General features: G+C 72.4%; 22 protein-coding genes. 10 read left to right on the forward strand and 12 right to left on the reverse strand.

Features of this window, described 5'->3' with window-relative positions:
• Positions 1-135 precede the first annotated feature (135 nt).
• Genes ACIBO8_RS08565 through ACIBO8_RS08575 form a run of 3 tightly spaced genes read left to right on the forward strand, consistent with a single transcriptional unit; the run spans position 136 to position 4,321 of the window.
• The gene (locus tag ACIBO8_RS08565; RefSeq protein ID WP_396114473.1) at positions 136-525 is read left to right on the forward strand and encodes a hypothetical protein; all 390 of its coding nucleotides are present in this window, start codon (positions 136-138) and stop codon (positions 523-525) included.
• A 33-nt stretch (positions 526-558) separates the two neighbouring features.
• Positions 559-3,846, forward strand: coding sequence for a pullulanase-type alpha-1,6-glucosidase (pulA, locus tag ACIBO8_RS08570; RefSeq protein WP_396114474.1), 3,288 nt, complete (start codon positions 559-561; stop codon positions 3,844-3,846).
• 28 nt (positions 3,847-3,874) lie between these two features.
• Positions 3,875-4,321: a DUF6174 domain-containing protein gene (locus ACIBO8_RS08575; protein ID WP_396114475.1), complete on the forward strand. Its 447-nt coding sequence runs from the start codon at positions 3,875-3,877 to the stop codon at positions 4,319-4,321.
• 66 nt (positions 4,322-4,387) lie between these two features.
• Here the strand turns inward: ACIBO8_RS08575 and ACIBO8_RS08580 are convergent, their stop codons facing one another.
• Together ACIBO8_RS08580 and ACIBO8_RS08585 are read right to left on the reverse strand one after the other, a co-directional pair.
• The gene (locus ACIBO8_RS08580; protein WP_396114476.1) at positions 4,388-6,883 is read right to left on the reverse strand and encodes a S8 family serine peptidase; all 2,496 of its coding nucleotides are present in this window, start codon (positions 6,881-6,883) and stop codon (positions 4,388-4,390) included.
• Between the two features lie 331 nt (positions 6,884-7,214).
• Entirely contained in the window at positions 7,215-7,535 is a 321-nt protein-coding gene (locus ACIBO8_RS08585) for a hypothetical protein (RefSeq protein WP_396114477.1), read from the reverse strand.
• Between the two features lie 65 nt (positions 7,536-7,600).
• Between ACIBO8_RS08585 and ACIBO8_RS08590 the strand changes: the two genes are divergently transcribed.
• The gene (locus ACIBO8_RS08590; RefSeq protein ID WP_396114478.1) at positions 7,601-7,861 is read left to right on the forward strand and encodes a TRIC cation channel family protein; all 261 of its coding nucleotides are present in this window, start codon (positions 7,601-7,603) and stop codon (positions 7,859-7,861) included.
• A 6-nt stretch (positions 7,862-7,867) separates the two neighbouring features.
• Here ACIBO8_RS08590 and ACIBO8_RS08595 read toward each other — a convergent pair whose 3' ends face one another.
• Both ACIBO8_RS08595 and ACIBO8_RS08600 read right to left on the reverse strand, forming a co-directional pair.
• Positions 7,868-9,334, reverse strand: a complete 1,467-nt coding sequence (locus ACIBO8_RS08595) for an aminopeptidase P family protein (protein ID WP_396114759.1) — start codon at positions 9,332-9,334, stop codon at positions 7,868-7,870.
• A gap of 90 nt (positions 9,335-9,424) precedes the next feature.
• Positions 9,425-10,099, reverse strand: a complete 675-nt coding sequence (locus ACIBO8_RS08600) for a superoxide dismutase (protein ID WP_396114479.1) — start codon at positions 10,097-10,099, stop codon at positions 9,425-9,427.
• Between the two features lie 118 nt (positions 10,100-10,217).
• Here ACIBO8_RS08600 and ACIBO8_RS08605 point away from each other — a divergent pair, with 118 nt between their 5' ends.
• A complete protein-coding gene (locus tag ACIBO8_RS08605; RefSeq protein WP_396114480.1) occupies positions 10,218-11,156 on the forward strand; it encodes a carbohydrate kinase in 939 nt (312 codons plus the stop codon).
• A 3-nt stretch (positions 11,157-11,159) separates the two neighbouring features.
• Here the strand turns inward: ACIBO8_RS08605 and ACIBO8_RS08610 are convergent, their stop codons facing one another.
• Genes ACIBO8_RS08610 through ACIBO8_RS08625 form a run of 4 tightly spaced genes read right to left on the reverse strand, consistent with a single transcriptional unit; the run spans position 11,160 to position 13,782 of the window.
• A complete protein-coding gene (locus ACIBO8_RS08610) occupies positions 11,160-11,555 on the reverse strand; it encodes a thioesterase family protein (RefSeq protein ID WP_396114481.1) in 396 nt (131 codons plus the stop codon).
• A 4-nt stretch (positions 11,556-11,559) separates the two neighbouring features.
• Positions 11,560-12,963, reverse strand: coding sequence for a PH domain-containing protein (locus ACIBO8_RS08615; RefSeq protein ID WP_396114760.1), 1,404 nt, complete (start codon positions 12,961-12,963; stop codon positions 11,560-11,562).
• 50 nt (positions 12,964-13,013) lie between these two features.
• Positions 13,014-13,565: a PH domain-containing protein gene (locus ACIBO8_RS08620; RefSeq protein WP_396114482.1), complete on the reverse strand. Its 552-nt coding sequence runs from the start codon at positions 13,563-13,565 to the stop codon at positions 13,014-13,016.
• A gap of 10 nt (positions 13,566-13,575) precedes the next feature.
• A complete protein-coding gene (locus ACIBO8_RS08625; RefSeq protein ID WP_396114483.1) occupies positions 13,576-13,782 on the reverse strand; it encodes a hypothetical protein in 207 nt (68 codons plus the stop codon).
• A 305-nt stretch (positions 13,783-14,087) separates the two neighbouring features.
• Here ACIBO8_RS08625 and ACIBO8_RS08630 point away from each other — a divergent pair, with 305 nt between their 5' ends.
• The 3 genes from ACIBO8_RS08630 to ACIBO8_RS08640 are packed head-to-tail and all read left to right on the forward strand — an operon-like array spanning position 14,088 to position 17,273.
• Complete coding sequence (locus tag ACIBO8_RS08630; protein ID WP_396114484.1) at positions 14,088-15,299, forward strand: AAA family ATPase; 1,212 nt, start codon at positions 14,088-14,090, stop codon at positions 15,297-15,299.
• A 10-nt stretch (positions 15,300-15,309) separates the two neighbouring features.
• Complete coding sequence (locus ACIBO8_RS08635; RefSeq protein WP_396114485.1) at positions 15,310-16,326, forward strand: DUF58 domain-containing protein; 1,017 nt, start codon at positions 15,310-15,312, stop codon at positions 16,324-16,326.
• Positions 16,323-17,273 (forward strand): VWA domain-containing protein, encoded by a 951-nt coding sequence (locus ACIBO8_RS08640; RefSeq protein WP_396114486.1) that lies wholly within the window; start codon positions 16,323-16,325, stop codon positions 17,271-17,273. Before ACIBO8_RS08635 ends, ACIBO8_RS08640 begins: the two co-directional genes overlap by 4 nt.
• Before the next feature lie 79 nt (positions 17,274-17,352).
• On the opposite strand, the gene ACIBO8_RS08645 is transcribed toward ACIBO8_RS08640, so the two are convergent.
• The gene (locus ACIBO8_RS08645; protein WP_396114487.1) at positions 17,353-17,751 is read right to left on the reverse strand and encodes a hypothetical protein; all 399 of its coding nucleotides are present in this window, start codon (positions 17,749-17,751) and stop codon (positions 17,353-17,355) included.
• Positions 17,752-18,031: 280 nt separating this feature from the next.
• On the opposite strand from ACIBO8_RS08645, the gene nhaA reads away from it, so the two are divergent.
• Positions 18,032-19,297, forward strand: coding sequence for a Na+/H+ antiporter NhaA (gene nhaA, locus ACIBO8_RS08650; RefSeq protein WP_396114488.1), 1,266 nt, complete (start codon positions 18,032-18,034; stop codon positions 19,295-19,297).
• Between the two features lie 4 nt (positions 19,298-19,301).
• Here nhaA and ACIBO8_RS08655 read toward each other — a convergent pair whose 3' ends face one another.
• From ACIBO8_RS08655 to ACIBO8_RS08665, 3 genes are all read right to left on the reverse strand, one after another.
• Positions 19,302-19,589, reverse strand: coding sequence for an STAS domain-containing protein (locus ACIBO8_RS08655; protein ID WP_396114489.1), 288 nt, complete (start codon positions 19,587-19,589; stop codon positions 19,302-19,304).
• Positions 19,586-20,014 carry an ATP-binding protein gene (locus tag ACIBO8_RS08660; protein ID WP_396114490.1) on the reverse strand — a complete coding sequence of 143 codons (429 nt, stop codon included), beginning with the start codon at positions 20,012-20,014 and terminating at the stop codon, positions 19,586-19,588. Before ACIBO8_RS08660 ends, ACIBO8_RS08655 begins: the two co-directional genes overlap by 4 nt.
• A gap of 116 nt (positions 20,015-20,130) precedes the next feature.
• Positions 20,131-20,688 (reverse strand): NADPH-dependent F420 reductase, encoded by a 558-nt coding sequence (locus tag ACIBO8_RS08665; RefSeq protein WP_396114491.1) that lies wholly within the window; start codon positions 20,686-20,688, stop codon positions 20,131-20,133.
• A gap of 97 nt (positions 20,689-20,785) precedes the next feature.
• Between ACIBO8_RS08665 and ACIBO8_RS08670 the strand changes: the two genes are divergently transcribed.
• Complete coding sequence (locus tag ACIBO8_RS08670) at positions 20,786-22,096, forward strand: neutral zinc metallopeptidase (protein WP_396114492.1); 1,311 nt, start codon at positions 20,786-20,788, stop codon at positions 22,094-22,096.

The following is a 22,096-nucleotide window of genomic DNA, read 5'->3' on the forward strand; positions in this document are numbered from 1 at the left end:
CCGGTGACGGCCGCCCGCCGGTTAGGGCTACCTAACTGAGGGTTCACGTCTTCGGTAAACCGTACGTCCGTCTTGTTATTTGCTGCAACCCGCCCCGAGGTTTATCACGGGTGATCATGGGGAACACGGTGTTCCGTGAAGGCGCCCACGGACCTCGACGACCTCACCGACTTCTTCGACCGCTACGGCTCCGCGCTGACCCGGGGCGACGTCGCCGCGGTCGCCGGCTGCTACGCGTTGCCGGGGATGGTGGTGGCCGACTCGTACAGCTTCACGTTCACCTCGCCGGCGGCGGTCGCGCTGTCCTTCCTGGGTGCCGCCCCGGCGTACAGGGAGCAGCAGATCGTGGCGGCGCACGCCCAGCTGCACGACGTCCAGTGGCTCAGCGACGTGCTCGCCATGGTGGCGGTCGAGTGGGAATACCTCGACAGCCTCGGCAACGCGGTTCCCGGCGAGCGCTACCGCTACCTGATCCGGGCCGACGTCGACGGGCCCCGGATCACCACGGTGATCGCGACGCACTGAAAAAGTGACGGACCCCGGTGCCATCATGGCCAGGTGACCACGATCGAGATCGCCCCGCCACACAGCAAGGCCGGACCGGCACTGACCGCGCCGCACCGGCCGCAATGGCTGGTCGTGCACTACCGGCGCGACGACGCGGGCTACGCCGACTGGTCACTGCACGCGTGGGGTGACATCGACCCGGATGCGGTCACCGGCTTCCCGGACGGCCAGCCGTTCGCCGGTGAGGACGCCTACGGGCGCTTCGCCTGGGTGCGGCTCGGCGATGCGGCCCGGCACGTCGGGTTCCTGGTCGTCGACCGGTCGGGCGGCAAGGACGTCACCGAGGACCGGCACGTCGACCCGGCCGTCACCCCGGAGATCTGGCTGCGCCCCGGCGATCCGGAGGTCTATCCCAGCGCCGAGGCGGCCGGCTTCACCGCGCCGCCCGCGGCCGACGACGGCCTCGCCGTCATCCACTACCGCCGTGCGGACGGCGACTACGCCGGGTGGGGTGTGCATGCCTGGGAGGGCACGCCGCAGAAGCCGGTGTGGCAGCAGCCGGTGACACCGTCCTCCTTCGACGCGTTCGGCGCCGTGTTCCAGGTGCCGGTGCGGCACGACGCGGCGGGGCTGCGTTTCGTGATCCATCGCGGCGATCGGAAGGATCTGCCCGACGACCAGCGCCTCGACTTCTCCTGGGGGCGCGAGGTGTGGCTGCTTTCGGGGGAGCCCGCGCCCGTACATCCGGATCTGCGGTCCTTGGGTCCGGAGCTGGACCCGGCACGGGCGCTGGCGGTCTTCGTCGACCGCACCACCGTGGCCCTGCCCGCCCGGCTCGCCGATCTCGCCGAGGGATTCGCCCTGGTGGCGGGCACCACGGGGGGCGTGCGCCGGGACGGCGACGAACTGTCCGGCGAGCGCACGATGCTGCCGCTGACGCCCCGGCCGGGCGGCCTGTTCCAGGCCCAGAGCCGGCGGTTCCCGCACCTGCGCGCCTATCGGGCGTTCGCCGTGCCGGAGCTGGGCGACGCCGCCCTCGGTCATCTGCTGCGCGGGCAGCTCCTCGTGGTCGGCCGTGACCACGCCGGCCATGTCGTCGCGACCACCGCCGTGCAGCTGCCCGGAGTGCTCGACGACCTCTACGCCGACGCCGCCGACGCCGAGCTGGGCGTGATCGTCGACGAGGAGAAGCCGACGCTCGCCGTGTGGGCGCCGACCGCCCGCACGGTGTCGCTGGAGCTGTCGCGCAGCCCCGAGGACGAGCCCAAGATCCTGCCGATGGAACGCGACCCGGTGACCGGCGTCTGGAGCATCGCCGGCAAGCGCAAGTGGTTCGGCCGCTACTACCGCTATCGCGTGGAGGTGTGGCATCCCGCGGCGCAGCGGGTGGTCACCACGAGCGTCACGGATCCGTACGCGGTGTCGCTGTCGGCGGACTCCACCCACAGCCAGATCGTGGATCTCGACGACCCGGCGCTGAAGCCGCCGGGCTGGGACACGGCCGCCCGCCCGGCGCGCGTCGCGCCCGCCCGCATGCAGATCACCGAGGTGCACGTCCGCGACTTCTCGATCTTCGACGACACCGTGCCGGCGGCGCACCGGGGCACCTACCTCGCCTTCACCGACGAGGAGAGCGCGGGCATGCGGCACCTGCGCATGCTGGCCGACGCGGGGCTGACCCACGTGCACCTGCTGCCCGCCTTCGACTTCGCCACCGTCCCCGACCGGCGCGCCGACCAGGCCGTGCCCGCCTGCGACCTGGCGTCGTTCCCGCCGGACTCGCCGGAGCAACAGCGCGCGATCGCCGAGATCGCCGACCGCGACGGCTTCAACTGGGGCTACGACCCGCTGCACTACACCGCGCCCGAGGGCAGCTACTCCACCGATCCCTCCGGCAGCGCGCGCATCCTCGAGTTCCGGCGGATGGTCGCGGCCCTGCACGCCGCCGGGCTGCGCGTGGTGATGGACGTCGTCTACAACCACACGATGGCCGACGGGCTCGCGCCGTTCAGCGTCCTCGACCGCATCGTGCCCGGCTACTACCACCGGCTGCTCGAGGACGGCACGGTCGCCGAGTCCACCTGCTGTTCCAACACCGCGCCCGAGCACGCCATGATGGGCCGCCTCGTCGTCGACTCCGTCGTGACGTGGGCCCGGCACTACAAGGTGGACGGCTTCCGCTTCGACCTCATGGGCCATCACCCGCGGGCCAACATCCTGGAGACGAGGGTCACCCTCGATCACCTCGAGGGCGGTCCGGACATCTATCTGTACGGCGAGGGCTGGAACTTCGGCGAGGTCGCGTACGACGCCCGATTCGCGCAGGCGACTCAGGTGAACCTGGCCGGGACCGGCATCGGCACCTTCAACGACCGGCTGCGCGACGCGGTCCGCGGCGGGGGCTCGTTCGGCGACGACCCGTCCGTGCGCGGCTTCGCCACCGGGCTCGGCTCGGCGACCCCGCTCGCCCTGCACGACCGGATCAAAGTGGGTCTGTCGGGCGCGCTGGTCACGTACAGGTTCGTCACCCACACCGGGGCCGAGCAGAGCGGCGCCCAGATCGACTACAACGGCTCGCCCAGCGGCTACGCGGCCGCGCCGGGGGAGTGCGTCAACTACGTCGACGCCCACGACAACGAGATCCTCTACGACGCGATGGCCTTCAAGCTGCCGGTGGACCTGCCCATGGCCGACCGCGCCCGCATGCAGATCCTCGCGCTGTCGCTGGTCGTGCTCGGTCAGGGCGCCGGGTTCGTGGCGCTGGGCACCGAACGGCTGCGCTCCAAGTCGCTCGACCGCAACTCGTACAACTCGGGCGACTGGTTCAACCAGATCCGCTGGAACGGCGCCGACGGCAACGGCTTCGGCGTGGGCCTGCCCCCGGCCGAGGACAACGAGGACAAATGGCCGTGGGCGCGCCCGCTGCTCGCCGATCCGTCCCTGGTCCCGTCCGCCGAGATCATGGACATGGCCGCGGCCCGGTACGCCGAGCTGCTCAGCATCCGCCGGTCGTCCCCGGTGTTCGGCCTGCCGACGGCCGAGGAGGTGGAACGCCGCCTGACGTTCCCGCTCGGCGGCCCGCACGAGACGCCGGGCGTGATCGTCATGTGCCTCGACGGCACGGGCCTGGACCCCCGCTGGAGCACGGTGGTGACGGTCTTCAACGCCACCGAGTCGCCGGCGAGCGAGCACGTGCCCGAGCTGGCCGGGGTGGAGCTCACGCTGCACCCGGAGCTGGTGGCCTCCGCGGATCCGGTGCTGCGGACGGCCTCGGCCGAGGGCGGGACGCTGACGGTCCCGGCCCGGTCCGTCGCGGTCTTCGTCGCCCCGCTTCCGTGAGCGCGGCGGCATCCGCAAGGATGTGCCGGTGCGACGATCGCCCCTGACCGGTGTCCTCCTGGTGCTCGTGCTGGCCGGCGGCTGCACCTCGTCCCCGGACGACGCGAAGCCGGCACCCTCTGCCGCCGCGTCCCCGCCCGCCTGGACCGAGCCGGCCTCCTACGGCTTCGTGCTCGAACGCCGCTGCGAGGGCCGGCCGTCCCTCGGCGTCTACCGCGTCACCGTCGAGAACGGCAAGGTGACCTCCACCGACCGGGTCGACGGCCGTCCGGCCGGCGGCGAGGAGGACATCGAGGTGCCGACCCTCGGCGGCCTGCTGGAGCTGGCCCGGACCGCGGCCGAGGACGGAGGGCACATGTCCACCAGCGCCGACCCGGCCGACGGACATCCGGTCGCCGTCTCCTTCGACGTCTCGGAGAAGGGCGACAACGCCGAGAACACGTGCTTCCGCATCTCGGACTACAAGGCGAACTGAAGCCGGGCACCACCGCCTCCTCCCGCGGCCCGGGCCGGCCCTGGCGGACCGGCCCGGACCGGTTCGTCAGCGCCGGCCCACCGGGACGCTCGGTGGACGGAACGTCACGCCGCTGCCCTCGGTCACCGGGCTCGTCCCGTTCGAGAACTGCAGACCGTCTGTGCCGTCGGCGTTCTCGATGCCGATCGTGGCGCTGCCTCCGGAGGCCAGGACGCCCTGCAGGCCGCGGTAGTGCGTGGCGATCGTGCCGTCACGGGCGATCTCGACGCTGATCGAGATGCGTTGCGTCGTGTCGGCGTAGAAGCGGACGTTGCGCCACTCGACGACGAAGCGGTCGCCCACCGTGGCGGTGTAGATGCCGGCCTCCTCGTCGACGTAGAGGTCGTCCCAGAACGCCGAGATCACGTTGTTCGGCGGCAGCGGATCCGGGATGGCGACGTTGTTGTACGCCGTGTCCACCCCAGTGTCGAACGCGATCTGGCCGTTGGTCGAGACCCACGCACGGGGTTGGTAACGCCCGTAGAACCAGACCGGGAACGGCAGTGGTACCTCGACGGCCGAGTCGTCCGGGGCGGGCGGGTCGACGCGCTCGGTGCCTTCGACGTAGCCGCCGGTGGTGCGGGTGCAGAAGTACCCGTACGCGTCCCACCGGGTCGCCAGGCGGATGTCCAGTGTCGTGTCGGCGGTGAGGTCGACCGTACGGGTCTGCACGGCGTCGCAGCCGCCGGACGGCGTGACGGTCAGCTCGTACCGGCCCACCGGCGCGGTGAGGTGGAACCTGCCGTACGCATCGGTGCGGGCCGTGGCGGGGGTGCCCGTCAGGGAAACCGTCGCGTCGGCGATCGGTCCCTGGGAGCCGGTGATCGTGCCGGAGACGGTGGCCGTGGGCGCCGCCTCGAGGGCGATGTCGAAGCGGGTCGTGTCGCCGGCCTTCACCTCCACGGTGCCGGAGGCGGTGCGGAAGCCGTATTTGGTGACGGTGATCCGGTAGCTGCCCTCGGGCAGCAGGGCCAGCCGGTACGCGCCGTCGGCACCGGTCGTGCTCTGGCGGTTGACCGGGCCGGAGATCTCCACCGTGGCTCCCGCTGCCGGCGCGCCGTCCGACGTCACGGTGCCGGCGAGGGTGCCCGACGGCTGGCGTGCCCCGGACACCGCCGCGTACGCGTCGAGCCGGCCCTCGCCGTACACGTTGTTGTCGGCCGGTGTCCCGCCGCAGGAGGTGTCGTCGGCGTCCCCGGCGGTGACGTCGAGGACCTGACGCGTGGCGGCGACGTCGCGGCGCAGGGCCGGAACCGCCGACCAGAGCAGCGCCACCGTGCCGGCGGTGTGCGGCGACGCCATCGACGTGCCGCTGTAGCTGGCGTACCCGCCGGGGATGCTGGACACCACGTCGACGCCCGGCGCCGAGATGTTCGGCTTGACCGAGCCGTCCTGCCCGGAGCCGCGGCTGGAGAAGGACGCCACCAGGCCGGCGGAGTCGTACGCGCCGCTGGCGTACGCGGCCGTGTAGTTGCCCGGCGAGCCCGCGGTCGCGCAGCCCGGCCCGGCGTTGCCGTTGGAGAACGCCGGGAAGATGCCGGCGGCCACCCAGGCGTCGACGATCTGCCCGTACCAGGGGTCGAAGCCCCAGCCGCCCCACGAGTTGTTCACCACGTCCGGGGCCAGGTCGGGCCGCGGGTTGTTCCCGGCCCGGTCCGTCGGCGCGACGATCCACTGCCCGGCGGCCAGCAGCGAGGCCGTCGAGCAGCTGTTGGACTCGCACCCCTTGGCGGCGATCCACTTCGCACCGGGCGCGACGCCGTACGCGTGGTCCCCGTCGAGGCCGACCATCGTTCCCGTGGTGTGGCTGCCGTGCCCGGCGTTGTCGCAGGGCACCCCGTCGGTGCACACGCCGGTCGGGTCGAACCAGTTGTAGTCGTGATTCACCGTGCCGTCCGCCGCCCGGCCCCGGTACGCGGCGGCGAGCGCCGGATGGTCCCACTGCACGCCGGTGTCGACGGTGGCGACCACGATGCCCTCGCCGCGGTCGCCGAACTCGTCCCACACCCGGGGCACGCGAATGCGGTCGAGGTTCCATTCGAGGGTCTGGGTGCCGTCGCGTACGCCCGGTAGGGTGGCGGCGGGGGACAGCTTGGGCAGCGGCACCGTCTTGTCGGCGAGCACCCGGCTCACCTCGGGACGGGCGGCCACGGCGGCGGCGAGGTCCGCGTCGCCGGTGACACGGACGGTGTTGGCGATCCAGTACGGCGTGAAGCTCGCCTTGCGGGCCTTGAGCATGGCACGCAGCCCTCTTTGGCTCCGTTCCGCGATCCCCATCGAGGCCGAGTAGACGCGCGCGCTGCGCTCTTTGCCGGCGGCGCGCCGGGCGGGACCGAGGTCGGCCCGGTCGCGCAGCACGGCCCAGAACGTGGTGGTACGGCCGGACGCCAGCTGCGCCCGCAGGTCGGGCGCCAGTTTGCCGCCGGGATCGCTTGGTGCCGCGTGCGCGGGCGCGGCGACGGTGAGCAGTGCCAGGGCAAGTGCCGCAGTGAGCGCGCGTCCCGGCCATCCGTGGACAGACACGATCCTCCCCAATTCCTCGAGCCGGGGTGGTCCCACGGCCGCAGGGCAGTGTCGCGACGCAGCGTTAAGTGACAGTTACCTATACCGCAGACTCGTAAATTCTTCCGTCAGTGAAGAAACTTGCCCAATGTGACCCGGCTCCTTGACTGAGCCGGCCGGGTGGGCCTGGACGGCCGGGCCCGGGACGACGCGCTGGTCCGTGCCAGGGCCGGCCTTCGTGGCGGGCACCGAAACCCTCACGGTCCACCGCTGTCCGATGCCGCAAGATGACGCCATGACCGCCGAGGACCCCGCGGCCCACGACGGCTGCATCAGCTCACCGCGTCTGGGGTCAGGCCGGCGGCTTCGTGTATTCGTAGACGAGGAACAAGATCCAGGCGGCCTGGAGAGACACCAACGCGGCCGGCCCCAGCCAGCGGACCCGGGGCAGGAGGAACCACCAGGCGACGCTCGGTACGGCGAGGCTCGCCACCACGCCGGCGCAGGCGAGCGTGAACCAGAGTTTCCAGGGATGGTCGGAGAAGTAGCCGCCGTCGTACTGCCACGATGCTTCGACGCTGCAGGCGGTGGCCAGGAACTCGCCCACGACCATCAGGATGCTTGCGGTGATCACCCGTACCCAGAGCGGTACGCGGGCAAGGACTGTCGCCACAAACGCAACTTCAGCACGCGGATGTGGACGGCGGGCGCGTTTCGCGAAGCGGGGAGACCGCCGGGGTGTCGATTCATGCTGTGCTGAGCATGCTGGAGCTGCTCGGCCTCTTCGTCTTCGCTGTCTCCGGCGCCCTGACCGCTGTCCAGCGCAGCTTCGACGCCGCCGGCATTCTCATCCTCGTGCAGGCCGCCGTGCCGGGCGTGACCACCGGGGTCGGCGGCGGCCTGCTGCGGGACGTCATCGCCCGGCAGACGCCCGCGTTGGTCAAGGTCGACACCGACCTCTACTCGATCCCCGCGATGGTCGGGGCGGCCGCCGGGTGACGGGCGTCAGCCGGGGAGGCGGGGGCCCGCCTCGCGCTGGGCCGCCAGCCATGCCTCGACCTCGGCGGACGAGCGGGGGAGCCCGGCCGACAGGTTGCGGCAGCCGTCCCCGGTCACCAGGACGTCGTCTTCGATGCGGACGCCGACGCCGCGCAGCTCCTCGGGGACCAGGTCGTCCTCCGGCTGGAAGTAGAGCCCCGGCTCGACGGTGAGGACGTAGCCCTCCTGGAGCTGACCGTCGCGGTAGTTCTGCTTGCGTGCCGCGGAGCAGTCGTGCACGTCGATGCCGAGCATGTGGCCGAAGCCGTGCAGCGTCCAGCGGCGATAGACGGTGGACCGCTCGCTCATCGCCTCGTCCACGCTCACCGGCAGCAGACCCAGGTCGTGCAGGCCCTCGGCGAGCACGCGCATGCATGTCAGGTGGACGTCGTGGAACTTCACGCCGGGCTTGATCGCGTCCATGCCGGCCTGCTGGGAGGCGTGCACGATGTCGTACACCTGACGCTGCAGCGGGGTGAAGCTGCCGGAGACCGGCACCGTGCGGGTCACGTCGGCGGTGTAGAAGGAGCGGGCCTCCACACCCATGTCCATGAGCAGGAGCTCGCCCGGCTTGGTCACGCCGGTGTTCCGCACCCAGTGCAGGATGGTGGCGTGCGCGCCGGCGCCCACGATGCTGCCGTAGCCGACGTCGTTGCCGTCGGTGCGGGCACGCAGCGCGAAGACGCCCTCGAGCAGGCGCTCGGCCACACCGCGGTCGGGGGGGAGGATGCGGGCGACGTCCTCGAAACCGCGCACCGTCGCGTCGATCGCCTCCTGCAGCTGGGCGATCTCCCATTCGTCCTTGACCAGCTTCAGCTCGGAGATCGTGCTCGCCAGGGCGCGGTCGCGGCGGACCTCCGGGTCGGGGTCGTAGGCCAGCACGGCCCGGTCCACGGCCGGGTCCAGCCCCCGCAGCACCCGGGTGCGTGCCGGGGCGCAGTCGGCCAGGGCGCGGCCGAGCTCCGCGTAGGACGCCGTCTCGATGCCGAGCTCGGTGGACTTCTCGCCCAGGGTGTGCCGGCGGCCCACCCACAGCTCGCCGTTGCGGCTGCGGAAGAAGGCGTCGGTGTCCTTGGAGTTGCGGTCGTGCGTGTAGAGCACCGCGTCGTGGCCGGACCCGCTCGGGCGCAGGACCAGCACGCCGTCCGGGTCGCTGTCACCGGTCAGGTAGACGAAGTCGCTGCCCGGCCGGAACGGGTAGTCGGTGTCGTTGGCCCGCACCTTCTCGTTGCCGGTGGGGATGATCAGCGTCTCGCCGGGGAACGCGTCGGAGAGCGCCGCGCGGCGTTTGGCGTAGTTGGGCACCTCGGGGCGGGCGGAGACGTCGAGCGCGTCCTCCCGCCAGCCGCTGCGCATGAAGCTCAGAAACGCCTCCGGGAAGTCGGGGTCGTGCGACTCCGTCTTCGCCGCCGTGCCGTCACCCTGCTCCGCCATAGCTTGCTCCGCCATGGTGCGCCCCTCCCCATCAGCCGCGTTGCCGTCTCTGACGTTACCGCCTCCCGCCGACGAAAACGGCGCCAGGTCTCAGCCGCGCAAGGTCAGGCACGCGACCCTCGGCCCGGCGGTGCCGGCGCTTCCCGCATCGGTACGCGTGAGCTGCGAGTGCACCACCAGCGACCGCGGCGGGCGTACCGGGTCGAACACCCACGCCTGCTCCGAGGCGACGGTGGCGGCGCCCTTGGAGTCGGTGGTGAAGTCGAGCCACACCTCGTTGCGCGGGTTGGCGTACGCCGGGTCGACCGACGGCTTCGACGGGTCGGCCTGGTGCTGGTAGTGCGGGCCGGCGTCGTCGGGCACCGAGGTGCAGGACATGGTGTGCAGGTGGGCCCCGTACGCCCGGCGCGGCACCATTCCCGTGACGGCCAGCCGTACCCGTACCCCTTGAGCGGTTGTCGAGACGGTGACCTGGGCCGTCGCTCCCGGCGGGACCACCGCGCGGTCGTAGGTGATGGCCTGCGTGCCGTCGGGCGGCGGCTGGAAGGTGCCGGAGGCGGTGCCCACCGTGAGCGGAGCCTGGCCGGAGCCGGTCGTCGCGACGGTGCCCGAGGCGTCCGGGTCGGCGATGCCGCTGGACACGATCCACGGCGTGCCGGCCGGGGGCGGCTTGACGCTGGTGTGCGGTGTGCCGGTGTCGCCCGAACCGGCGCAACCGGCGAGTGCCGCCACGGCGACGACGAGGAAGGGCAGGGTCCGACGCATGGGACGGAGTATGTCAAAGATGACTATAACGGGCGAGCATCGGGGAGGTGCTAGCTTTCTCCCGCCGCGGGCGGAAGGCTGACGAGTGACGGCGGCGGCACGTGGAGGGATCGGGACAATGACTTACGCGGTGGTGCTCGGCGAAGCGCTGGTCGATCTTCTGGAGACCGAGCGTGATGGCGAACTGATCTACCGCCAGGCGATCGGCGGCGCGCCGCTCAACGTCGCCGTCGGCGCCACCCGGCTCGGCGCCGACGTCCGGTACGTCGGCTCGCTCGGCAACGACACCCTCGGCGACCGGATCGCGGCCTTCCTGCGCCAGGTCGGGGTCGGCACGATGTCGACGACGCGCGTCCCGGTGCCCACCACTCTCGCGGTCACCACCTTCGAGGGCGCGGAACCGACCTTCCAGTTCTACGGCGAACCCCCGTCGTACTCGCTGGTGCAGCCCGAGGACGTCGACCGCGAGATGGTGGCGGGCGCGTCGGTCCTCTACGCCGGTTCGATCGCGCTGATGCGCGAACCCTTCCAGTCGGCGGCGCGCGCGGCGTGGTCGGTGCCGGGTCCGCTGCGGGTCTTCGATCCCAACGTACGCCCGAAGCTGCTGCCCGACGCCGCGGCGGTGGCCGCCCTGCGCGACCTCGTCGAGGGCTACTTCGCCACGGCCGACCTGGTCAAGCTCAGCTCCGCGGACGCCGAGGTCCTGTGGGAGGGCGCGACGCCGGCGGCGGCCGCCGAGCGCATCCTCAAGCTCGGCGCGCGGGCCGTGGTCGTGACCTGTGGATCGAAGGGCGCCTTCGTGGGGGCGGCGGACGGCACGGCGATGCTGCCCGCACCCTCGGTGGCCGCGGTCGACGCGACCGGCGCCGGGGACTCGGTCATGGGCGCGCTGGTGCGCCGGCTGCTCGCCGACGGGCTGCCCGCGGATCTGGCCGGCTGGCAGCGATACGTGACGTTCGCGCTGGCGGTGGCGGGACTGGTGTGCGAGCGCCACGGCGGTGCGGTGGCGATGCCGACGCAGGAGGAACTGACGGCCCGCTGGGGTGCCCTGCTCTGAAAGTCAGTCCTCGCCCAGCGCCTTGGCGATGAAGCGCTGCCGGTCGAGGACGACCCGCTCCACGCGGACCTCCGCCACGAGCTCCTCGCCGTCGCGGACCACGACGTCGAACACCAGCTTGCGCCCGTCCACCTTGGCGAGCGTCGCCAGCGCGGTGACCCGGCGTCCGACCGGAGTGGGCGCCCGGTGCTCCACCTCGGCCCGGGTGCCGACCGTCGTCACCCCGCCGGGCATCTGCCGCGCCGTGGCGGCGACCGTGGCGGCCTCGGCGAGCGCGAGGACCCGGGGAGTGCCGAGCACGGGAACGTCGCCGGAGCCGACCGACTGGGCGGTGTCGGCATCGGTGACGGTCAACTCCACCCGGGCGCTGAGACCGGGGGCGAACTCCGGAATCTCCATGCGCTCAGCTTAGGGGCCGCCGCCAGTACGCGTCGTCCTGCGCCGCGCCGGGAGCCGCGTGCACCGGCCGGGGCAGGCCGCGTGCCAGCCGGGCGCGGACGGAAAGCTGCTCGGCTAGCCACCACGCCTCGTTCACGTCCCGGTCCTCCGCCACGCCGGACCGGCCCCCGGCCGTGTCCGCATAGACGCTGGCCAGCCGCAGCAACCGCTGGATCGGGCCCTGGACGACCCGTACGCTCTGCAGCCGCGCGTACGGGACCAGCGTCATCTCCCGGGTGAGCAGCCCGGAGCGGGACACGAAGACCTCCGCGGTCAGACCCGCACCCATGGCGCGCAGCGCGAAGGGGTGCAGCCAGCGGGCCCGGCGGGGCGGCGGCACGGTGGCCAGGGCGGCCAGGTCGACGCCGCGCAGCACCTCCCAGACCAGCAGCCGCCCGGCCTCGAAGACGCCGACGGGCAGCAGCCGGTCCGAGCGCCGGGCGTCGCCGTTCTGCGGGCCCGCGTACCCGGCGACGTCCAGGCGCAGGTGCAGCCAGCCCTGGAGGCGCCACAGCAGCGGCCACGTGACACCGACGGACTGCACGCGGTTGAGCGGCACCACCTGGCTGCGCGTCTCCACCAGGCCGAAGCGGACCGCGAGCCGGCCGTCCGGGTCGCGGGCGACGCGGAAGTCCCAGTCCTGCAGCACGCGGCGCACCGGCTGCAGGATGACGCCCGCCATCGCCGTCACCGTGCTGGCGATGCCGACGAAGGTCCACGAGCCCTCGGCGATGAACTGCATGACCACGAACGCGACGCCGACCGGGAGGAAGAACGCCTGCGGAGTGAGCAGCTGGCTGATCAGCAGGTCCCGGTTGCCGACCCGCAGCAGCGGGCGCTCGGTCGCCGGCACGCCGGGTGCGGCCGCCGCCGGGCCGGTGACCTCCGCGCTCGAAGCGCCGGGGCTACGCCCGGCCAGCGCGAGCAGCCGCTCCCGCAGCGCGGCGGCCTCCCGCACGCTGAGGTACGCCAGGGGCGCCTCCGTCTTGCCGCCGCCGACCACCTCCAGGCGGAGCTCGGCCAGGCCGGTGAGCTGGGCCAGCAGGGGCCGGCGCAGTTCGACGGCCTGCAGCCGGTCGAGCGGGATCGCCCGGTTGCGCCGCCACACCAGGCCGTCCTGGATCCGCAGCTCCCGCCCGACGACGTGGTAGCCGGTGTTCAGCCACCCGATCAGGGCGAACACCACGACCGCGGCCGCGAGCACGGCCACCACCAGGACGAACCGTTTCACCCCGACCTGCGACAGCGTCTGCCAGCTGAGCGCGGCGACGATGACCGCGATCGACTTGGCGCCGTGCAGCAGGGGACTGAGCGGATGCAGCCGCCGGCGCGGCCGGCCGGCCGGGGGCTCCTGCGCGGGACCGTGCATGTCGACGGGGCCGGGCGGGGGATCCGGCTGGGGCCGGGCGTCGGCGGTGGTCACAGGCCCTCGGCCCGGTCCTCGCCCAGCGCGGTCAGGCGGTCGCGCAGCCGGGCCGCCTCGTCCGGGGGCAGGCCCGGTATCTTCGCGTCGCTCGCGGCCGAGGCGGTGTGCAACTGGACGGTCGCGAGGCGGAACGCGCGCTCCAGCGGGCCGGCGGTCACGTCGACGAACTGCATCCGGGCGTACGGGACGATGGAGAGCCGGCGGACCAGCAGGCCGTGGCGCACGAGGAGGTCGTTGTCGCGTTCGGCGTACCCCCAGGCCTTGACGGCCCGGACGGTCACGATGGAGCGCCAGATCGCGAAGACCACGATGGCCGCCATGGCAGCGGGCCACGCCCAGTGGGTGGCGAGGATCCAGCCTGCCACGCAGCCGGCCAGCAGGACGACCACCAGAACGGTCCGGCTGATGAGCTCCACAGTGATCAGACTGCGCGATACCGGCCGCCAGGCGACGGTGTCGGGCCACGGCTCCAGCGCACTCACCTCGTCGACCGTCGCCGGGACGGCAGCGGGGGTGAAGCTCGCCGGTGCGCGGGGCTCGGTCACGGAGCAAAGCCTAGGCGGTGGGGTGGAACTCGGTCACCTCGCGCAGGAAACCACGGGCGCCGAGGAACTCGCTCAGAGTCTCCCGGTGCACGTCGCACGCGAGCCAGGTCTTGCGGTACGCCGGCTCGTGCAGCTTCGGGTTGTTCCACCGCAGCGCCCACACGGCGGCCGCACGACAGCCCTTGGCGGAACATTGGGGGTTCAGCTCCTCGACCACTCCGGCAGCCTAGTTCCTCGAGGCACGGCTTCCTCGAGTCACGGCCGGAAGGGAGTTGAGCGCCGGGCGACCACGGGGGAAGTCGCCCGGCGACGAGCTGAATGTTACACGCCTGGTCCGGCCCGCTGTCTATCCACTGAGCGTGCCCGTCCGTGCGGATCGCGCAGAAAGATCGACATGTTCGTACCCTTGCGGTCGGCGCGTAATACGGCTCCGCCCGGCCGCTCCCAGCGTCGTCGTGTAAGTCTTGAGCGTCGGCACCCGAGCCGGCGCGACCGCGAAGTGCAGAAGCTGTTGGAGGACCGGTGGCCGACCCGACCACGCCCGAGGGCACGACCAGCGCGACCCAGGCCGCCGACCCGGTGCCGCCCGCGCAGGACGCGACGCAGCTCGAGCGGGCCATGTTCGAGGTCAAGCGCGTCATCGTGGGGCAGGACCGGATGGTCGAGCGGATGTTCGTCGCGCTGCTCGCCCGAGGGCACTGCCTGCTCGAGGGCGTACCCGGGGTGGCCAAGACGCTCGCGGTCGAGACGCTGGCCCGGGTGGTCGGTGGGACGTTCTCCCGGGTGCAGTTCACCCCGGACCTGGTCCCCGCCGACATCGTCGGCACCCGGATCTACCGGCAGTCCAGCGAGAAGTTCGACGTCGAGCTGGGGCCGGTGTTCGTCAACTTCCTGCTCGCCGACGAGATCAACCGGGCGCCGGCCAAGGTGCAGTCCGCCCTGCTCGAGGTCATGGCCGAGCACCAGGTGTCGATCGGCGGCGAGAGTCACGCGGTGCCCGACCCGTTCCTCGTCATGGCGACGCAGAACCCGATCGAGCAGGAGGGCGTCTACCCGCTGCCGGAGGCCCAGCGCGACCGCTTCCTCATGAAGATCCTCGTCGGTTATCCCACCGACGCGGAGGAACGCGAGATCGTGTACCGGATGGGGATCAGCGCGCCCGAGCCGAAGCAGATCTTCACGCCCGAGGACCTGCTCGCCCTGCAGCGCCGCGCCGACCAGGTGTTCGTCCACAACGCGCTGGTCGACTACACCGTGCGCCTGGTTCTCGCCACCCGCGCCCCGGCCCAGCACGGCATGCCGGACGTGGCGCAGCTGATCCAGTACGGCGCCAGCCCGCGCGCCTCGCTGGGCATCGTGCGCGCCACGCGGGCCCTCGCGCTGCTGCGTGGCCGCGACTACGCGCTGCCCCAGGACGTGCAGGACATCGCGCCGGACATCCTGCGGCACCGGCTCGTGCTCAGCTACGACGCGCTGGCCGACGACATCCCGGCCGACCACATCGTCGCGCGGATCATGGGCAGCGTGCCGATGCCGACCGTGGCCTCGCGCCAGGACGCGGCCGTGGGCAACGGCCACGTCGCGCCGGCGTCCGGGCTTCCGGCGCCCGCGAGCGGCGTGCCGGCCTTCGGCGCGCCGATGCCCACCGGCAACGGCCCTGCGCCGGCCGGTGGTCCCGCGTACGGCGCGCAGCCGCCCCACCCGCAGCAGCCGGCCTGGCCGGGACAGCAGTGACGGTCCGCCCGTGACCACAGCCGAGATTCCGCCACCGGCCGCCGGCACCGGCGCGGCCCGGGCCGAGGCCGTGCTCTCGCGGCTGCAGCTGCTCGTCACCCGCAAGCTCGACGGGCTGCTGCAGGGCGACTACGCCGGCCTGTTGCCGGGCCCGGGCAGCGAGGCGGGGGAGAGCCGGGAATACCGGCCGGGCGACGACGTGCGCCGGATGGACTGGCCGGTCACCGCGCGCACCACGCAGCCGCACGTCCGGCGTACGGTCGCCGACCGCGAGCTGGAGACGTGGATGGCGATCGACCTGTCGGCCAGCCTCGACTTCGGCACGGCCCGCTACCTCAAGCGCGACCTGGTGCTCGCGGCCGCCACGGCGATGGCGCACCTGACCGTGCGCGGCGGCAACCGGATCGGCGCGGTGGTCGGCACCGGAGCGGGCCGGGTGCCGGTGGAGACCGGTGGCGGCTTCCCGTGGCGGCGCCGCCGGCCGCGCCCGGCTGCCGTTCCCGAGGCGCCATCGGTGGTACGCCTGCCGGCGCGCCCCGGTCGCAAGGAGGCGCAGGGGCTGCTGCGGGCGATCGCGCGTACGGAGATCCGCCCCGGCCGCACCGACCTGGGCGAGCTGATCGACATGCTGAACCGGCCGCCGCGCCGCCGGGGTGTCGCCGTGGTCATCTCCGACTTCCTGGCCCCGGCGGAGTCCTGGGCGCGGCCCGTCCGCAAGCTCGGCGTCCGCCACGACGTGCTGGCCATCGAGGTCGTCGACCCGCGCGAGCTGGAGCTGCCGGACGTCGGCGTGCTGACCCTCGCCGATCCGGAGACCGGGGCGCTGCACGAGGTGCAGACGGCCGACGCGGCGCTGCGGGCCCGCTACGCGGAGGCGGCGGGGCAGCAGCGCGGGGAGATCGCCCGGGCACTGCGCGCGGCCGGCGCCGCGCACCTGAGACTGCGTACCGACACCGACTGGCTGCTCGACATCGTTCGCTTCGTGGCGGCCCAACGACACGCTCGCACCCGGGGGACCACCCGATGATCCGTTTCCTGCAGCCTTGGTGGCTGCTCGCCGTGCTCCCCGTCCTGCTGGTGGTGGGCGTCTACGTCTGGCGCCAGTTCCGCAAACGCCAGTACGCGATGAAGTTCACCAACGTCGACCTCCTGCGCTCGCTGGCGCCCAAGGGCCTCGGCTGGCGGCGGCACGCGGCGGCGGCCGCGTTTCTGCTGAGCTTGATCACGCTGGCGTTCGCCATGGCCCGCCCGTCGATCGACCGCGAGCAGCCGCTCGAGCGTGCGACGGTGATGCTCGCCATCGACGTGTCGCTGTCGATGGAAGCCGACGACGTGCAGCCGAACCGCATCGAGGCGGCTCAGGAGGCGGCGAAGGCATTCGTGCAAGAGCTGCCGCCGAGTTACAACCTGGGCCTGGTGAGCTTCGCGAAGTCGGCGAACGTCCTGGTCTCACCGACGAAGGACCGCGCGGCGGTGATCGCGGCGATCGACGGTCTGACGCTGGCCGAGGCGACGGCGACGGGCGAGGCGGTGTTCACGTCTCTGGACGCGATCCGCTCGATCCCCGCGGACGGCGCGGACGGCGCGCCGCCGGCCCGCATCCTGCTGCTGTCCGACGGTTACCGGACGTCGGGCCGCTCAGTGGAGGACGCGGGAGCGGCTGCCGGAGCGGCGAACGTACCGGTGTCCACGATCGCATTCGGCACGGACGCCGGCCTCGCCAACATCGCCGGCGACCTCAAGCCGGTACCGGTCGACCGACTGTCGTTGCAGAAGCTGGCGAAGGCCACGAACGGCCACTTCTACGAGGCTGCATCCCTCGACGAGTTGCGCCAGGTGTACGAAGACATCGGCAGTTCGATCGGGCATCGTGTGCGGAGTCAGGAAATCACCCAGTGGTATGCCGGATGCGCCCTGCTCCTCGGCCTTCTGGCAGCGGCCGCCAGCCTGCTGTGGACCTCGAGGCTGCCTTAGCCCCACCTCCGCCGAGCTGCGTGCCGTGCTGGGTGTGGCGGTCTTCTTCGCGAAGAAGACCGCCACATTGTTCCCGCGCTCAGACGAAAACGAACTTCACGGAGCCGGCCTTGTTGTTCAGCCAGGCGTCGGTACCGGTGAACTTGGTGCCTACCTGCGATCCGATGCCGATGCTCCGGCCGGTGCAGTTGTTGGTGTCGTAGATGAACAGCACGCCGTCGCCGAAGGTGTTGTTGAACGCGAGACTCGCCTTGTTGTCGAAGCCTTCGCGAGCCAGATTCCGGCAACTGGCGACCTGGCTGGTGGTCTGCCGCCAGACCTGGCCGCCCCAGCTGGACGTGTCCGTCAGGCACACGGTGCCCTGATACGGCGTGCAGTCCGATTGGGCCGCCATGGCGGGCGAAGCGATGACGGCGCTGCCGGCGATGCTCGTGGCCGCGACGGCGATCGTCGCAATGACCTTGCTTCGTAGACTCAACTGTCTTCCTTACCGAGGTTGTGCCGGATGCCGTAGCAATAACGGCCACTTCACGCTGAGCGCGCCATTTCACACGATCGAGCGACGGAAGACAACCCTTGACAAAGGAAGCGAATCGTACCTCGGCACGGGCCGGCGCTCGGCGGTGATGAGACTGTGGTGGACGTCGCGACTTGCCGTGATCGCCGCGCCGCTCGGCCGCTGCCGGTAGGGTAGGTGGCGGTGCGCCGGGAAGTCTGGTCGGCAAGTGGACCGACCGACCCCGGAATGCGGAGCATCTGTGACCCCCAACGTTCTCAGCCGCGGCTCATGGCCGGAGGCGCGGCGCATCGCCGACATCCTGCGCAAGGAGACGATCGGCGGCGCGCTGCTCCTGGCCGGCGCCGTGATCGCGCTGGTCTGGGCCAACTCGCCGTGGTCCGGCGGATACCGGGCCCTGCTCGGCCGGACGGTCGGCCCCGCCGCGCTGCACCTGGACCTGTCGCTGGCCACCTGGGCGGCGGACGGCCTGCTGGCCATCTTCTTCTTCGTCGCCGGCCTGGAGCTCAAGCGCGAGTTCGTCGCCGGTGACCTGCGCGACCCGCGGCGGGCGGCGATCCCGGTGCTGGCGGCGGTGGGCGGTGTGGCCGTACCGGCGCTGGTCTACGCCGGCGTGAACCGGGGCGGGGAGCTCGCGGGCTGGGCGATCCCGACGGCCACCGACATCGCGTTCGCCCTCGCGGTCCTCGCGGTCATCGGGCGCTGCCTGCCCTCGGCCCTGCGGACGTTCCTGCTCACCCTCGCGGTCGTCGACGACCTGCTCGCCATCATCATCATCGCGATCTTCTACACCGCCGGGCTGTCGGTGCTGCCGCTGCTCCTCGCGCTGCTGCCGCTGGGCTTGTTCACCGTGCTCGTCCAGCGCCGCGTGCGCTCCTTCTGGCTGCTGCTGCCGTTGGCGTTCGCCACGTGGGCGCTGGTCCACGCGTCGGGCGTGCACGCCACCGTCGCCGGTGTCCTGATGGGTTTCGCGGTGCCGGTGCTGCGCCGGGACCGGGGGGACGGCCCCGGACTCGCCGAGCACTTCGAGCATCGGTTCCGGCCGCTGTCCGCCGGGGTCGCGGTGCCGGTCTTCGCGCTGATGTCGGCCGGCGTGACGGTCGGCGGGACGGACGGGCTGCGTGCGGCGTTGACCGACCCGGTAGCGGTCGGCATCATGCTCGGCCTGGTCCTGGGCAAGCCGGTCGGCATCACGCTCGCCACCTGGCTGACGGCCCGGTTCACCCGGGCCCGGATCGACCCGGGGCTGGCCTGGATCGACGTCGTCGGCCTGGCGGTGCTGGGTGGTATCGGCTTCACCGTCTCGCTGCTGATCGGCGAGCTCGCGTTCGGGGCCGGCAGCGAGCGGGACGAGCACGTGAAGGTGGCCGTGCTGGCCGGTTCCCTGACGGCGGCCCTGCTGGCCACCGTGATACTGCGCCTGCGCAACCGCACCTACCGGCGCATCCACGAGGCGGAGCAGCTGGACGCCGACCGGGACGACATTCCCGACGTCTACCAGGGCTGACGGGTCAGGCCGCCGCCCGGGTCAGCAGGCCGAGCACGCCGGTGATCTCGAGCGACCGGCGGATGACGGTCCGGGCCCCGATGACGTGCAGCGGTATCCCGGCCGAGGCGGCGAGCGCGCGGGCCTCCAGCAGCGCCCCGATGCCGGAGGAGTCGCAGAACGTGACCCCGGCCAGGTCGACGACGATGGCGGCGGGCTGCTCGTCGAGCGCCTCGCGGACCGCCGTGAGCAGCGGCTCCGCGGTGGCGAGATCGAGTTCCGCCGGGGGAACGAGTCGCCGGGTGGTCCTCATCGGTCGTCCTCCCGCGTGCGGCCGGCGCTGCCGGTGAGGGGGTCGGCGAGGCAGGACGGCAGTGCGACCCAGACCTGCTTGCCGCCCTCGTGATCGCGTACGCCCCAGCGGGCGGTCATCGCGTCGATGAGGGCGAGGCCGCGACCGCCGGTGTCGTCGGGCTCGCGCCGGCGCGGCACCACGGAGGAGCCGTCGGCCACGGAGATGATCACCTCGCCGTCGTGGCACTCCACGCGCAGGTCCACGCAGCCGCCGCCGTGGCGTACGGCGTTGGTGACCAGCTCGCTGACGACCACAGCGGCCTTCTCGAGCCAGAGTTCGTCGCGGTAGCCCCAGCCCGCCAGCACGGCCGTGACGGCGTGCCGCGCGCTCCGAGGGGCATTCGTTCCGAGGGGTAGGTCGAAACGGGCGGTCAATGCACTCATGATCGGTAGTCGGTCTTTCTCCCCGCCGCCGGTTACGCGTGCCGTAGGTACCCGGAAGGGCCCGGCGGCCAAACCCGAGCGTCGGCATCATCGCACAATCGGGTCACGGCGAAAACTCAGCCGAGCACCTGCCCCAGGACGGCCGTGGCGTCGTTGATGTCGACCTCGCGCATCCGCAGCGGGCCGGACTCGGTCAGCCACGCCCGGTCGGCGCCCCCGGCGTAGAGCGGCGCCAGCCCGATGTCGCGCACCAGCTGCGCGGCGGTCGTACGGGCGTCGGCGTGGTCCGTGCAGAGGAATTCCGTGAGCAGCGGGTCGTGCCCGCGCCGGATGTCCAGAACCTCCGCCGGCAGCGTGTTGAACGCCTTCACCCAGTGCGCCTCCGGGCACCACTCCGCCAGCTGTTCGAGCCCGCTGCGGGCAGGTGGCCCGCCCCGGGTGCGCGCCGGGTTCGTGGCATCGAGCACCGGCTTGCCGTCCAGGGCATGCCCGACCCGGTCCAGGACGTCGTGCGCGGCCGCCCAGCCCGGCGCGAACAGCACCGCCTCGCCGAACTCCGCGGCGTCGGCGACGGACGCCGCCGGCGAGCTGAGGGCCACCTCGTGGCCGGCTTGCCTCCACCAGAGGGCGAGCGTGTCGCTGATCGCGTCCGCCCCGATCACTCCGATCCGCATACCTGACAGCGTGCGCGCGCAAGACGTGCCGCCGCTGCCGAACCGGCGGAAAAGCCACCGGACATACGCGGACGCCGATCGGGGTAGAACGGGGGGCGTGTACGCGTACCGAGTCAGCAGGGTCCTGGCCGTCCTCGTGCTCGTCGTCGCGGGGTGCGCGGTGGGGTGGAAGTCACCCGACGACGGCGCACCGGCGCCGCGCGGCACCTCCGGTGACGTCGTCACCAAGGCGCTGCGGGACGTCGAGCGCTTCTGGACGGCCACCTATCCCGAGCTGGCTCACGGACGGAACTTCAAGCCCGTGCGCGGCGGGTTCTTCCCGTACACCCGGAATGATCCGCCGCCGGCGTGCGGCGGCGAGGAGGCGGGATACCAGCCCAACGCCTTCTACTGCCCGGCCGGCGACTTCGTCGCCTGGGACGCCGAGACGCTGATCCCGCAGCTCGAGGCCGCGTTCGGGTCCCTGCTCGTCGGCGTCGTCATGGCGCACGAGTACGGCCACGCCGTGCAGAGCCGGCTCGGCGTCACCGAGCAGCCCACCGTCGTGCTCGAACAGCAGGCCGACTGCTTCGCCGGGGCGTGGACGGCCGACGTGCTCGGAGGGCGCTCGACCGCCTTCACCGGGGTCACGCCCGAGCAGCTCGACAACACCGTCGCCGGCCTGCTGCAGCTGCGCGACCAGCCCGGCACGTCGGCGCGGAACCCCCAGGCGCACGGCAACGCGTTCGACCGCATCCGGGCCTTCCAGGACGGGGTCGAGAAGGGGGCGAAGGTCTGCGCCGGCTACCGGGCCGGCAACGTTCCGGTGACGGAGGTGCCGTTCAGCACCGAGGAGGAGGCCGCGAGCGGTGGTGACCTGCCGTACGAGCAGGCGGTGAACTCCCTCGCCCAGGACGCGCAGACGTACTGGGGCAAGGCATACCCGGAGCTGACCGGGCAGCCGTGGCAGACGCTGCGGATCGAGCCGTTCCGCGCCGGTTCGCCGCCGGAGTGCCCGCGGCCCGACGCCTCGGCCGGGGGAGCGGCCTTCTACTGTCCCGGCGCGGACTTCATCGCGTTCGACACCGCCGAGCTGGCGCCGACGCTCTACCAGCGGATCGGCGACAACGCGGTCGGCATGCTGCTCGGTGACCTGTTCGCCCGGGCGGCGCAGTCCCGGCGGGGCGCCTCCACGCAGGACCGGGCGGGGCAGCTGACCGTGGACTGCCTCGCCGGCACCTGGACCTCCGACCTGCTCACCCGCGACCGGGGCGCGGCCCTGCGGCTGTCACCGGGCGACCTCGACGAGGCGGTGGCCGCCCTGCTCGCCTTCGGCCGGGCCGGCGACGACTCGGGGACCAGCGCCTTCGACCGGATCGGCGCCTACCGCGACGGTGTGCTGGAGGGGCTGAAGGGCTGCAGCGGCTGA

The organism is Actinoplanes sp. NPDC049681 (assembly GCF_044465265.1).
GTDB lineage: Bacteria > Actinomycetota > Actinomycetes > Mycobacteriales > Micromonosporaceae > Actinoplanes.

Excerpts from the sequence above, each read along its gene's own strand:
- ACIBO8_RS08595 (WP_396114759.1), bottom strand. The coding sequence starts at position 9,334 with ATGGCGGAGCAGGGTGACGGCACGGCGGCGAAGACGGAGTCGCACGAC.
- ACIBO8_RS08600 (WP_396114479.1), bottom strand. The coding sequence starts at position 10,099 with ATGCGTCGGACCCTGCCCTTCCTCGTCGTCGCCGTGGCGGCACTCGCC.
- ACIBO8_RS08605 (WP_396114480.1), top strand. The coding sequence starts at position 10,218 with ATGACTTACGCGGTGGTGCTCGGCGAAGCGCTGGTCGATCTTCTGGAG.
- ACIBO8_RS08610 (WP_396114481.1), bottom strand. The coding sequence starts at position 11,555 with ATGGAGATTCCGGAGTTCGCCCCCGGTCTCAGCGCCCGGGTGGAGTTG.
- ACIBO8_RS08615 (WP_396114760.1), bottom strand. The coding sequence starts at position 12,963 with ATGCACGGTCCCGCGCAGGAGCCCCCGGCCGGCCGGCCGCGCCGGCGG.
- ACIBO8_RS08640 (WP_396114486.1), top strand. The coding sequence starts at position 16,323 with ATGATCCGTTTCCTGCAGCCTTGGTGGCTGCTCGCCGTGCTCCCCGTC.
- ACIBO8_RS08655 (WP_396114489.1), bottom strand. The coding sequence starts at position 19,589 with ATGAGGACCACCCGGCGACTCGTTCCCCCGGCGGAACTCGATCTCGCC.
- ACIBO8_RS08660 (WP_396114490.1), bottom strand. The coding sequence starts at position 20,014 with ATGAGTGCATTGACCGCCCGTTTCGACCTACCCCTCGGAACGAATGCC.
- ACIBO8_RS08665 (WP_396114491.1), bottom strand. The coding sequence starts at position 20,688 with ATGCGGATCGGAGTGATCGGGGCGGACGCGATCAGCGACACGCTCGCC.